We start from the raw sequence: 13,557 nt of genomic DNA, 5'->3' as shown, positions 1-13,557 counted from the left end.
TTTCAGCGCAGGCACCTTCCTTGAGCCAATTGCGTGATGGTGGTATCGTTTAGCGCTTTTTAAAAAATATCGACAACCTTTAAGGGGATTTTCGTAATGCGTATCATTCTGCTTGGCGCTCCGGGCGCGGGTAAAGGAACTCAGGCTCAGTTCATCATGGAGAAGTATGGTATTCCGCAAATCTCCACCGGTGATATGCTGCGTGCCGCCGTGAAATCTGGCTCCGAGCTGGGCAAACAAGCGAAAGACATCATGGACGCCGGTAAGCTGGTGACTGATGAGCTGGTGATCGCGCTGGTAAAAGAGCGTATTGCTCAGGAAGACTGCCGTAATGGTTTCCTGCTTGATGGCTTCCCGCGCACTATTCCGCAGGCAGATGCCATGAAGGAAGCGGGTATCAACGTGGACTACGTTCTGGAATTCGACGTTCCGGACGAGCTGATCGTTGACCGTATTGTAGGTCGTCGCGTACACGCTGCTTCTGGCCGCGTTTACCACATCAAATTCAATCCGCCTAAGGTTGAAGGTAAAGACGACGTGACCGGCGAAGAGCTGACCACCCGTAAAGACGATCAGGAAGAGACCGTACGTAAGCGCCTGGTGGAATACCATCAGATGACCGCACCGCTGATCGGCTACTACTCGAAAGAAGCACAGGCGGGTAACACTAAATACGCGAAAGTTGACGGCACTCAGGCCGTGGCTGACGTTCGCGCAGCGCTGGAAAAAATCCTCGGTTAATTTTTAACGCAGTTAATGCCGGATGGCGGTGGATACACTTTATCCGGCCTACGATTCTTTGTAGGCCGGATAAGCGTAGCGCCATCAGGCAAATTCTCGTCTTACCTTTCACAGCAATTAGTTCTTCTTTACCGCTTTTCCGCTACAATTATCAACAATTTGAATCGATAAGAGGCGGTAATGCGTCAGACGAAAACCGGTATCCTGCTGGCAAACCTCGGCACTCCCGATGCCCCAACCCCCGAAGCCGTTAAGCGCTACCTTCGCCAGTTTTTAAGCGATCAACGCGTAGTCGATACGTCCCCTGCGCTGTGGTGGCCGTTGCTGCGTGGTGTGATCTTGCCGTTGCGAGCGCCGCGTGTGGCAAAGCTGTACCAGTCAATCTGGATGGAAGACGGTTCCCCGCTAATGGTCTACAGCAAGGCGCAACAGCAGGCGTTGGCACAACGTCTGCCTGATACGCCTGTCGCGCTGGGGATGAGCTACGGTTCGCCGTCGCTCGAAAGCGCGGTTGATGAACTGTTGGCAAGCGGAGTGGAACACATGGTGGTGTTACCGCTGTACCCGCAATATTCCTGTTCGACGGTTGCAGCAGTCTGGGATGAGCTGGCGCGCATCTTAGCGCGCAAACGCGCTATTCCTGGTGTCTCATTTATTCGAGATTACGCCGATGATAGCAGCTACATTGATGCGCTGGCCAAAAGTGCCCGGGATTCATTCGCTCAACATGGCGAACCTGATTTGCTGCTGCTCTCCTACCACGGCATTCCGCAGCGCTACGCCGATGAGGGCGATGACTACCCGCAGCGCTGTCGCGACACGACGCGTGAGCTGGTTTCGGCGCTTGGTCTGCCGCCGGAAAAAGTCATGATGACCTTCCAGTCTCGCTTTGGCCGCGAACCGTGGCTGACGCCGTATACCGATGAAACGTTAAAAATGCTGGCGGAGAAAGGAACCCGACATATCCAGGTTATGTGTCCGGGCTTCGCGGCTGATTGTCTCGAAACGCTGGAAGAGATAGCGGTGCAAAACCAGGAGATTTTCCTTGAGGCTGGCGGTAAGCAATATGAATATATTCCGGCGTTGAATGCCACACCGGAACATATCGAAATGATGGTTAAACTGACCGCCGCCTACCTTTAAAGCTGCGCCCTGAAATAACGCGCGCCGTCCTGCAGGGCATCGTCGGCGGTTTTCATCATCCGCGAATAGTGCAGGAAGGCGTGCAGCGTGCCGGGATACATTTTGTACTGGCAAGGCTGCTGATGCGCTTGTAACGTCTGGAATAATAAGCAGCTATCGTCGATCAGTGGATCGAACTCCGCACCGGCGATAAAACATGGCGGTACGTCGCGCGTCAGATCGTTATTAAACAGGCAATAGTACGGTGACTCGCGATCGTCAGCGCTGCGTAGGTACGCGTTTTCGTACATCTGCAGATCTTCGCGGGTTAAACCATCCCACGCGCCGCCCATCAGCCGTCGACTTAGTGAATCTTGCAGGCCGTAAAGGCCATACCACAACAGCACGCCAGCGACTTTGCCGCAGGCAATGTTTTTATCTCGCAGCCACAGAGTGCTGGCTAGCGCCAGCATCGCTCCGGCGGAATCGCCCGCAAAACCAATCGTATTTACATTGAGGGAATAGTCGCCAGCGTGTTGATGATAGTACTGGCAAACGGTGACTATCTCTTCAATGGCTTGCGGGTAGCGGGCTTCCGGCGCCAGCGAATAGTCAATGCCGATCACCGTGCACTGGGTGTAGTGCGCCAGTAAGCGCATAATACGGTCGTGGGTATCCAGATTACCGAGAATAAAACCGCCGCCGTGCAGGTAATACAGCGTCGCCTGGCTTTGGGGCTGCGGAGCGTAAATTCGTGTGGCAACGGGACCGCACGCGGTAGAAATCACGCATTCTCGGGTATCCATCTGCGGGGCATCGGCATTCCACAGTTGCCGCTCATGAATGTAGTGTTGGCGCTGAGCCACGAAGTCATCGGCAGCGGGCCATGGCGGCAAATCGTCGCGATGAAAATTCACCACGCTTTTCATTTCATCCGAAATTTTGTCGAGTACGGGGATTTTGTTTTCCGGTTTCATAAAACACTCCTTGTAAAGGTGAGTTATTGTAGAAATTAATCCTGGACAAACTGCGATCTCACCGTCCGATATTGAAACTCAGCGCCGCATCGCATGCGCAGCAGGGAATGTGCTACCATGCTTCGCTCAGTTAACCACCCTAAAATCGACCATGAAATTTCCCGGTAAACGTAAATCCAAACACTATTTTCCCGTCAGCGCGCGCGATCCGTTGCTGCAACAAATTCAACCAGAAAATGAAACCAGCGCTGCCTGGGTGGTGGGCATCGACCAGACGCTGGTGGATATTGAAGCCAAAGTGGATGATGGCTTTGTCAAACGTTATGGATTAAGCGCCGGGCACTCTCTGGTAATTGCCGATGATGTCGCTGAAGCGCTCTACCAGGAGCTGGTGCGCGAAAATTTGATCACCCATCAGTTTGCGGGCGGTACTATCGGTAACACTATGCACAACTACTCCGTGTTGGCGGATGACCGCTCGGTGCTACTGGGCGTGATGTGCAGCAATATCGAGATCGGCAGCTATGCGTACCGCTATTTGTGCAATACCTCCAGCCGTACCGATCTGAACTACCTGCAAGGCGTTAATGGACCGATTGGCCGCTGCTTTACGCTGATTGGCGAATCCGGAGAGCGTACCTTCGCCATCAGCCCCGGACATATGAACAAACTGCGAGCGGATAGCATCCCTGAATCCGTCATTGCTGGTGCGTCCGCGCTGGTGCTGACGTCCTATCTGGTGCGCTGCGAACCGGGCGAGCCGATGCCGGAAGCAACCATGAAGGCGATTGAATATGCCAAAAAACACAATGTGCCGGTGGTACTGACGCTGGGCACCAAATTCGTTATTGCCGATAATCCGCAGTGGTGGCAAGCATTTCTGAAAGAGCATGTCTCTATTCTGGCGATGAATGAAGAAGAGGCCGAAGCGCTGACCGGCGAGAACGATCCGCTACTGGCGTCCGACAAGGCGCTGGACTGGGTGGATCTGGTGCTGTGCACTGCGGGTCCGGCGGGTCTGTATATGGCGGGCTTTACGGAAGAAGAAGTCAAACGTAAAACCCAGCATCCGCTGCTGCCTGGGGCGATTGCCGAATTTAACCAATACGAATTTAGCCGCGCCATGCGTCATAAAGACTGTACGAATCCGCTACGTGTGTATTCGCACATCGCGCCGTATATGGGCGGGCCAGAAAAGATCATGAACACCAACGGTGCTGGTGACGGCGCGCTGGCGGCATTGCTGCATGATATTACTGCCAACAGCTATCACCGTAGCAACGTGCCTAACTCCAGCAAGCACAAGTTTACTTGGCTGACCTATTCGTCATTAGCGCAGGTGTGTAAATATGCTAACCGCGTGAGTTACCAGGTGCTGAACCAGCATTCCCCGCGTCTGACGCGCGGCTTGCCGGAACGTGAGGACAGCCTGGAAGAGTCGTACTGGGATCGTTAAATCTTGCGTAGGCCGGATAAGCGATAACGCTATCCGGCACGTAACATTAACTGGCAGTAGCAACTTCACCAGCAGGCGGCGTTTCAATCAGCTCCAGCATGGTGCGGGCGATTTCACGCTCACCCATGACCACCTGATTGGCGCCCCGCTCGGTAATGTATTCCACTTCATCGTCATAATGCGCGCGGGCGATAATCTCAATCGACGGGCACTTTTCACGAGCTGAAGCGACAATTTCACCCGCTTCATAGCCATTCGGAATGGTCAGCAGCAGCCAGCGTGCGCAATCCAGGTGCGCCAGACCCATAATTTCCTCATTAGCAGCGTTGCCCAGCACCGCCCGGATCCCACGCTCGCGCAGTTCATCCACCCGGGTACGCGAGGTTTCGATAACCACCAACGGGATCCCTGCTGCCATCAGTTTCTCACCCAGCAGGCTGCCGACGCGGCCAAAGCCCACCAGCAAGGCGTGATTACAGATATCCACCGGAATTTGCTTCTCTTCTTCGATGGCTTCTTCCAGCGTCTGCTCTTCCAGCGTTTCGGTTTTGGCGAGATATTTTTCTAACACTGCGAACAGCACCGGGTTGAGCATAATGGACAGGATAGCCCCTGCCAGTACCAGATTCTGTCCGGCCTGTGGCAGCAGGTTTAACGCCATTCCCAGACCCGCCAGGATAAAGGCAAACTCACCAATCTGCGCCAGACTGGTGGCAATGGTGAGTGCTGTGCGTTGGGAGTGACCAAACAGGCGCACCAGGAAATAGGCGGCAACGGATTTACCAAAGACAATAATCGCCAGCGTGCCAAGTACCGCCAGCGGCTGCTGGATCAAGATTAACGGATCAAACAGCATCCCGACGGATACAAAGAACAATACGGCGAACGCATCGCGCAGCGGCAGAGTATCATGCGCTGCACGGTGACTCAGTTCCGATTCATTCAGCACCATACCGGCGAAGAACGCGCCCAGTGCAAAAGAGACATCGAACAATTCCACTGCGCCAAAGGCGATACCTAATGCCAGGGCAAGGACTGACAGAGTAAACAGTTCTCGTGAGCCGGTTGCGGCGCTACGCGCCATGATCCAGGGCACCAGGCGACGGCCAACCAGCATCATAATGGCGATAAACGCCACCACTTTACCGATGGTAATGCCCATATCGACGGCCAGCGATGCAAACCCAACATCTTCTTTTTCCAGCATTCCGGCGACGGCGGGTAGGAGCACCAGCGTCAGCACCATCATCAGGTCTTCAACAATCAGCCAGCCTATAGCGATTTGCCCGCGCTGGCTGTCAATAAGTTGTCGTTCCTCAAGAGCACGCAGTAGTACTACGGTACTGGCGGTCGAAAGACACAGTCCAAAGACGATACCCACCATCAGCGACCAGCCCATTACCGCTGAAAGCGCCATACCCAGTAGCGTTGCCACCGCTATCTGGGCAATCGCGCCGGGAATGGCGATTGACTTTACCGCCATCAAATCCTTCAGGGAAAAGTGCAGCCCGACGCCGAACATCAACAGGATTACGCCAAGCTCAGCCAGTTCAGGCGCGAGTTTGGTATCAGCAACAAAACCAGGTGTAAATGGACCGGCCAGAACGCCCGCTAACAGATATCCCACCAGAGGAGAAATACGTAGTTTATTGGCAATCATGCCTAATATAAAAGCGAGCACAAGGCCGCCGACAATGGTGGTGATAAGCGGGGTGGCGTGATGCATTCCGTCTCCTTTGGTTGCTGTGTTGATCCTGAAAACCCAAATTCCGAGTAATAGTTTATGACAAATTTGATGTTTATGTTGATGAATAATTATTGAATTTTGATGAAAACAGGATTTTAAAGGAAAAAAAGCACGGATCGGAAAACCAGGGGGGGATGTCTGAGGCAAACGCTGATGGTCACTGTAAGTGATGACGACCAAAGTCTAGCTTTGGTCGTCAAAAAATCAGGCTTTATGTCGGTTATCAGGTAAGAATATGGTCAGTATCCCCAAAAGTGGCAGGAAAGCACATATTTTGTAGACCAAATCGATACTGGTATGGTCGGCAATCAGCCCTAACACCGCGGCTCCCAAGCCACCCATGCCGAAGGCAAAACCGAAAAATAGCCCAGAAACCATGCCGATACGCCCAGGAAGCAGCTCCTGTGCATAGACCAGAATGGCAGAAAACGCTGATGCGAGGATAAAACCAATGATTACGGTTAAAATCCCGGTCCATTCCAGCGTTGCATAGGGTAAAACGAGGGTAAATGGCGCTACGCCGAGGATAGAGCCCCAAATAACATATTTTCTGCCAATTTTATCGCCCAATGGTCCACCAATTACCGTTCCGGCGGCGACGGCAAATAAGAAGGCAAACAGGTGAAACTGGGCATTTTGTACCGATAATCCGAATTTTTGCATCAGATAAAAGGTGTAATAGCTGCTAATGCTCGCCATATAGAAGTATTTGGAGAAAATCAGCACCAGCAGAATGCTTACCGCCAAAACCACTTTATTACGCGGCAACGGATTAACGATGGCGACCTTCGGCTTTCCTTTACTCATCCGATGCTGTGCTGCATACCAACGGCTGATTTGCGCCAGGACGACAATCGCTAATAACGCGGCCAGCACAAACCAGGCTACATTACCTTTACCGTATGGCGCAATGATGACAGCCGCCAGCAACGGTCCCAGAGAGCTACCGAAGTTACCGCCAACCTGGAAAATCGACTGGGCAAGGCCGTGGCGACCACCGGAGGCCATACGCGCCACACGGGACGATTCCGGGTGGAATACCGATGAACCGGTACCGACCAGCGCCGCGGCGAGCAACACCATATGGAAGCTGCCGGCCATGGCCAGCAAAACAAGCCCGCTCAGCGTGAAGCACATCCCAATGGGCAGCGACCACGGCATCGGGTATTTGTCCGTCCAGTAACCCACGACCGGTTGTAGCAGCGAGGAAGCAAGCTGGAAGGTCAGGGTAATCATCCCTATCTGCATAAACGTCAGCGAGAACTCTGACTGTAAAAGCGGATAAATTGCGAGGATCAGCGACTGGATCATATCGTTGAGCAGATGGGAGAGGCTGATTGCCCCTAAAATGCCAAATGAGGTGCGCGCTTTAGCAACCGACGCTGACGCGCCAGCCGCTGGCTGGGTTGGTTCACTTATTGCCATAGAAAGTCACTTCTGTTTGGTTGCGATTATGAGGGTAATCTAATTTGTTATTATTACCTGACTAACATACCTGCGGAAGGTGTTTGAAGGAAGTCTCATTTCTGAAAACATTTTCGACTATTATTTCATATCATTGTAATTTCAGTCGTTGATTTTGGCTCAGGGAGAGTACATGAAATTTTTAAAACGGGGCGTGGCGCTGGCGTTATTAGCCGCATTTGCGCTGGCAGGTCAGCCTGCACAGGCGTACGAAAAAGATAAAACTTATAAAATCACCATTCTGCATACTAACGATCATCACGGTCATTTCTGGCGTAGCGAATATGGGGAATATGGACTGGCGGCGCAAAAAACGCTGGTGGACGGTATTCGTAAAGAGGTGGCCGAAGAAGGGGGCAGCGTACTGCTGCTTTCCGGCGGCGATATTAACACCGGCGTACCAGAATCCGATCTGCAGGATGCGGAACCTGATTTTCGCGGCATGAACCTGATTGGCTACGACGCGATGGCGGTCGGAAACCACGAGTTTGATAATCCGCTTAGCGTATTGCGCCAGCAGGAAAAATGGTCGAAATTTCCGTTTCTCTCGGCCAATATTTATCAGAAAAGCACCGGCGAGCGTTTATTTAAGCCGTGGGCCATCTTTAAGCGCCAGGACTTAAAAATTGCCGTACTTGGTTTAACCACTGATGATACGGCGAAAATTGGCAACCCCGAGTTCTTTACCGATATCGAATTCCGTAAACCTGCCGATGAAGCCAAACTGGTTATCCAGGAACTGAATATGGGGGAAAAGCCAGACATCATTATTGCCACCACCCATATGGGACATTATGACAATGGCAATCATGGATCTAACGCCCCTGGTGATGTGGAGATGGCGCGCAGCCTGCCAGCAGGGTCGCTGGCAATGATTGTGGGTGGTCACTCACAGGACCCTGTGTGTATGGCTGCGGAAAATAAAAAACAGGTGGATTACGTCCCGGGGACGCCGTGTGCGTCAGACAAGCAGAACGGGATCTGGATTGTTCAGGCGCATGAGTGGGGGAAATACGTGGGACGGGCGGACTTTGAGTTCCGCAACGGCGAAATGAAAATGGTTAATTACCAGCTTATCCCCGTTAACCTGAAGAAAAAAGTGACCTGGGACAACGGTAAAAGTGAGCGGGTACTCTACACCCCGGAGATTGCTGAAAATCAGCAAATGCTTTCGCTGCTGACACCGTTCCAGAATAAAGGTAAAGCGCAGCTCGACGTGAAAATTGGCAGCGTCAATACGCGTCTCGAAGGCGATCGTAGCAAAGTCCGTTTCGTGCAAACCAATATGGGGCATTTGTTGCTGGCTGCGCAAATGGCGCGGACCAGCGCTGATTTTGGCGTGATGAGCGGCGGCGGTATCCGTGACTCCATTGAAGGCGGCGATATCACCTATAAGAGCGTGCTGAAGGTACAGCCGTTTGGCAACATCGTGGTGTATGCCGACATGAGCGGGAAAGAGGTGATTGACTATCTGACCGCGGTGGCGCAAATGAAGCCGGACTCCGGGGCCTATCCGCAGTTTGCCAACGTCAGCTTTGTAGCGAAAGACGGCAAACTTAACGATGTGAAAATCAAAGACGAACCTGTTGATCCAGCCAAAACCTATCGTATGGCAACGCTGAGCTTCAACGCCACCGGCGGTGATGGCTATCCGCGTATTGATAACAAACCAGGCTATGTGAATACCGGATTTATTGATGCGGAAGTGCTGAAAGAATACGTGCAGAAGAACTCACCGCTGGATGCCAGTGCGTATGAGCCGAAGGGGGAGGTGAGCTGGCAGTAACAGGGCGGAGTGCCGGATGGCGATGCTGGCACCTTATCCGGCCTACAGGTCAGTGCGATGTGTAGGCCTTAAAGCTGCGCGCCATCAGGCATTCATTCTATAACCGCTTAGTCCCGGCGGGCGATGTCAGCGAATTTTGCATCCAGAATTTTCGCCAGATCGCTCGCTGCCAGTTCGATATCCAGCCCGCGTTTGCCGCCGGACACATAAATGGTGTCAAACGTTTGGGCTGGCGCGTCGATAAGCGTCGGCAATCTTTTTTTCTGTCCCAGCGGGCTGATACCACCTACCAGATAGCCGGTAGTGCGTTGCGCGACCATGGGATCGGCCATATCGACCTTTTTGGCGCCCAACGCTTTGGCGACCTTTTTGAGATCCAGTTGACCGGCTACCGGTGTGACGGCGACCGCCAGATGCTTCATGTCGCCATTCACGGCAACCAGCAGCGTTTTGTAAACCTGGTCCGCATTCAGACCTAACTTGCGCACCACTTCGTCACCAAAGTTCGTCTCGGACGGATCGTGATCGTAGGTGTGGATCTGGAAAGAAATTTTGTTTTTTTCGAGTAATTTAACGGCGGGTGTCATAGCAATTTTCCTGGCCCAGACAAAATACGACACAAGCATACGCCTGATGTCTGTCTAAAAAATAGTACCATCTTGCGCAATAGTATTGGCAGGATGATGACTTTGAGCGACAATCGAACTGCACCGACGCTTTAAGCGCCGGGATCATAATAATGATGAAATTCCTCTTTGACGGGCCAATAGAGATATTGGCCATTTTTTTACCGTAACATCTCCGGCAAATTTCCTTCTCCGTATAAATGCAGCGCGCCAACGGCCACCACATAGTGACCGGCAGGCATCGCTCTGAGTCGATCGCACCAGGCCGCATTACGTTGATGCATCAAAACGTCATACAACGACTGACTAAATGTATTGGGTAGTGTGAGTTCGCTATTGTGCGGCGGCGTTTCAAGCCACCAGCTCATCATCTGTTGTAGCAGTCTGGCATTGGTATGCCAGTGTGTCAGGGTATCGTCCAACAGAGCCAGGCCGTTATCGGGCAACTGACATAACAGTGCGATTTGGCTGGATGCGCCTTCCAGTTCGATTATCGGTTTATGCACTTTTTTAGCCGCATTCAGCAGTTGGTAATCAATCCCGTATTCAGCCCGCAGCCCCAGCTTCTGCGCCTGCGTTGCCTGTAATACCATGGCGATTTGCCATAACGGCTGCGTGGACAGCAGGGAAGGGGAAATGCCCAGTTCGTCGGTGACCTTATGCAGATTATCTAACTGCTCCGGGCTGATGCGTTCTTCCAGTGCGGCAAAGGTCGGAAGGTTGGCAAACGGCGCATCGTCGCCGGAAACATCAGCTTCGACAATCAACGCATCGGCATGCTTGAGCTTTTTGAGTAATTTGGCAGGCAGAGGCGCCATATCGCGGCTGCCCATATGAATACTGCCAATCAGATGAAAATGGCGGTTGCCGGGCAAAGAGATGTCGATGGCAGGCCAGGTATAGTGGTTGCCGCGCAGTGCAGACCAAAATGCTTTTACCCGGTATAACAAATCCATACGACCTCCCTAAGTGGACTTCCATGCTAGCGCGTGGTCCTAGAAGGTGCAATGCGTGAATTGCCGGATGGCACAGTTGATAGCGCCATCCGGCAAAGGCTTACTCTTTAGGTTTGAAGCGCAGCAGTCGGTTCGCGTTGCTCACCACTGTGATGGAAGAAAGCGCCATCGCCGCCCCGGCGACGACCGGGTTGAGCAGCGTGCCGGTGAACGGCCACAAGATCCCGGCGGCAACGGGGATACCGATGCTGTTATAGATAAACGCGCCAAGCAGGTTCTGCTTCATATTGCGCAGTGTTGCCCGGGAGATAGACAGCGCATCTGCAACGCCCATCAGGCTATGACGCATCAGCGTAATTGCGGCTGTTTCAATCGCCACATCGCTGCCGCCACCCATGGCGATCCCTACATCGGCCTGAGCCAGCGCTGGCGCATCGTTGATACCGTCACCGACCATGGCAACCTGACGCCCCTGGCTCTGCAGACGCTTAATCGCCTCGGCCTTACCGTCCGGCAGAACGCCCGCAATCACCTCATCAATACCCGCTTCTTTGGCAATGGCGTTGGCAGTCGTTGGGTTGTCGCCGGTGAGCATCACCAGACGATACCCAGCGCGGTGCAGGCGCTGGAGCGCTGCCACACTGTCGCTACGCAGTGGATCACGTACCGCTAACAGCGCCGCGGCTTTACCATCAATTGCCAACAGCACGGGGGTTGAACCCCGGGAAGCCTGAGCGGTGATTTCATCTTCCATTTCTGTGGTATCGACCTGCTGCTCATTGAGCAGCGCCTGGTTGCCCAGCAGTAGCGTATGACCTTCCGTTTCGCCACTGACGCCTAAACCACGCAGCGTACGGAAACCGTTGATCTGCGGCAGCGTGATATCACCCGCTTTGTCGAGAATCGCTCTGGCCAGCGGGTGGCTGGAACCCTGTTCAAGGGCCGCTGCCAGACGAATTGCCAGCGCTTCCTCGGTATTACCAAACGTTTTGATGGCGACAACCTGCGGTTTGCCTTCGGTCAGCGTCCCGGTCTTATCAAAGACGAGAGTATCGAGCGTGCTGGCGCGCTGCAGCGCATCGGCATCGCGTACCAGTACCCCAAACTCAGCGGCACGCCCCACGCCGGAAATAATCGACATCGGCGTTGCCAGACCCAGCGCACAAGGGCAGGCGATAATCAGAACGGTGGTGGCAATCACCAGCGTATAGACAATCTGCGGCGCTGGTCCAAAGAAATACCAGATAGCCGCACTGACCAGCGCAATGGCGACCACGACCGGAACGAACACCGAGGAGATACGGTCGGCCAGTTTGCCAATTTCCGGTTTACTGCTTTGCGCCTGACGCACCATACGAATAATGCGCGACAGCGTGGTGTGGCTGCCAACGGCGCTGGCGCGGAATAGCACGCTGCCGTCCTGGACGACCGTACCGGCGTGGACGCTATCGCCTTCACCTTTTTGCTGCGGAATCGGCTCGCCGGTCAGCATCGCTTCATCCAGCCAGGCTTCACCTTGTGTAATTTCTCCATCGACCGGCACGCGGTCACCGGTAGTCAGACGCAGTAACATTCCGGCCTGAACGTCTGCCAGCGGTACGTTCTTTTCACCTTCGTCAGTAACGACGCGCGCGGTCGGCGGCGTCAAATCGAGCAGTTTTTCCAGCGCTTTGGACGAGCGTTGGCGAGCCCGCGCTTCCAGCATGTGTCCGAGGTTAATCAGACCAATAATCATGGCGCTGGCTTCATAATAGAGGTGTCGCGCTTCCATTGGGAACCATTGCGGCCAGAGGTTGACGCTCATGGAATAGAGCCATGCCACCCCTGTACCCAGCGCGACCAGGGTATCCATAGTCGCGGTGCCGTTCATCAGGCTTTTCCACGCATTGCGATAAAAGTGACCGCCTGCGAAAACCATCACGGCAAGCGTTGCCAGGCCAATCGTCAGCCACAGGCTGCGGTTGTCATCGCTCACCATCATGTTGTCGCCGATCATACCCCATACCATGACAGGGATACCCAGCAGCAGCGCAACAGCTGCCTGCCAGCGAAAACGCTTCATGGTTGCCACGGCGGTTTCTTGCTGACGTTCGCGGCGCTTGACGTCATCTTCAATCGCTTCTGCGCCGTAACCCGCTTTTTCAACTGCCTGGACTAAATCTGCGGCGGAGGCACTGCCCATTACCAGCGCAGTGCGTTCCGCCAGGTTTACCCGTGCCTGAGTGACGCCCGGTACACTTTGCAATGCATTTTGTACACGGGTCACACAACTGGCGCAGCTCATGCCGTTTAACAGCAACTGTTGGCTGTCATCATCAGCCGTAGCTGCCGGAAGCTCGGAAGGGACCGCTGCCAGTGCTTCCGACGGGATTGATGACTCCGTCAGCGGTTTAGCCTTTGGGTGGCTTAACTCCGCGCCGTAACCGGCTTGTTTGATGGTTTCAATCAGCGCTTCTGCGCTGGCGCTCCCGGTAACATGCGCCTCTGTCACGGTGACATCCGCTTGCTCAACGTCTGGACGTTGTTCCAGACTTTCTTTAACGCGTTTTACGCAGTGACCACAGGACAAACCGTCCAGGGTTAGATCGATTGTTTGAGACATAACAAATTTCCTCTATGAGTGGTCGGTTACTTATTGACCTTGGCAATCGTTTTGACTAACTGTTATAAAGGTTAAACCTT

The 13,557-nt window shown here is 53.6% G+C and carries 10 protein-coding genes; 4 read left to right on the top strand and 6 right to left on the bottom strand.

What is annotated here, in order from left to right:
• Positions 1-96 precede the first annotated feature (96 nt).
• Together adk and hemH are read left to right on the top strand one after the other, a co-directional pair.
• The gene (adk, locus tag ACU8YC_RS11040) at positions 97-741 is read left to right on the top strand and encodes an adenylate kinase (protein WP_003021773.1); all 645 of its coding nucleotides are present in this window, start codon (positions 97-99) and stop codon (positions 739-741) included.
• A 180-nt stretch (positions 742-921) separates the two neighbouring features.
• Entirely contained in the window at positions 922-1,884 is a 963-nt protein-coding gene (hemH, locus tag ACU8YC_RS11035; protein WP_446895333.1) for a ferrochelatase, read from the top strand.
• Here hemH and aes read toward each other — a convergent pair.
• The gene (aes, locus tag ACU8YC_RS11030) at positions 1,881-2,840 is read right to left on the bottom strand and encodes an acetyl esterase (RefSeq protein WP_286540120.1); all 960 of its coding nucleotides are present in this window, start codon (positions 2,838-2,840) and stop codon (positions 1,881-1,883) included. The genes hemH and aes overlap by 4 nt on opposite strands.
• 151 nt (positions 2,841-2,991) lie before the next feature.
• Between aes and gsk the strand changes: the two genes are divergently transcribed.
• The gene (gene gsk, locus ACU8YC_RS11025; protein WP_151218776.1) at positions 2,992-4,296 is read left to right on the top strand and encodes an inosine/guanosine kinase; all 1,305 of its coding nucleotides are present in this window, start codon (positions 2,992-2,994) and stop codon (positions 4,294-4,296) included.
• A 46-nt stretch (positions 4,297-4,342) separates the two neighbouring features.
• Here gsk and ybaL read toward each other — a convergent pair whose 3' ends face one another.
• On the bottom strand, positions 4,343-6,022 hold the full coding sequence (gene ybaL, locus ACU8YC_RS11020; RefSeq protein WP_151218657.1) for a YbaL family putative K(+) efflux transporter: 1,680 nt from the start codon (positions 6,020-6,022) through the stop codon (positions 4,343-4,345).
• A gap of 225 nt (positions 6,023-6,247) precedes the next feature.
• A complete protein-coding gene (locus ACU8YC_RS11015; protein WP_149691418.1) occupies positions 6,248-7,468 on the bottom strand; it encodes an MFS transporter in 1,221 nt (406 codons plus the stop codon).
• Positions 7,469-7,640: 172 nt separating this feature from the next.
• Between ACU8YC_RS11015 and ushA the strand changes: the two genes are divergently transcribed.
• Positions 7,641-9,293 carry a bifunctional UDP-sugar hydrolase/5'-nucleotidase UshA gene (gene ushA / locus ACU8YC_RS11010; RefSeq protein WP_446895332.1) on the top strand — a complete coding sequence of 551 codons (1,653 nt, stop codon included), beginning with the start codon at positions 7,641-7,643 and terminating at the stop codon, positions 9,291-9,293.
• Positions 9,294-9,400: 107 nt separating this feature from the next.
• Here the strand turns inward: ushA and ybaK are convergent, their stop codons facing one another.
• The 3 genes from ybaK to copA all read right to left on the bottom strand — a co-directional run bounded on the left by ybaK (position 9,401) and on the right by copA (position 13,477).
• Positions 9,401-9,880, bottom strand: a complete 480-nt coding sequence (ybaK, locus tag ACU8YC_RS11005; RefSeq protein WP_003021794.1) for a Cys-tRNA(Pro)/Cys-tRNA(Cys) deacylase YbaK — start codon at positions 9,878-9,880, stop codon at positions 9,401-9,403.
• Between the two features lie 200 nt (positions 9,881-10,080).
• Positions 10,081-10,875 (bottom strand): TraB/GumN family protein, encoded by a 795-nt coding sequence (locus tag ACU8YC_RS11000; RefSeq protein ID WP_210904731.1) that lies wholly within the window; start codon positions 10,873-10,875, stop codon positions 10,081-10,083.
• 100 nt (positions 10,876-10,975) lie between these two features.
• Complete coding sequence (copA, locus tag ACU8YC_RS10995) at positions 10,976-13,477, bottom strand: copper-exporting P-type ATPase CopA (RefSeq protein ID WP_370618811.1); 2,502 nt, start codon at positions 13,475-13,477, stop codon at positions 10,976-10,978.
• Positions 13,478-13,557 lie beyond the last annotated feature (80 nt).

Source organism: Citrobacter sp. VF227, from assembly GCF_052950715.1.
Note: the sequence above shows the minus strand (reverse complement) of the source record. Positions and strands in the feature narration are given on the sequence as shown.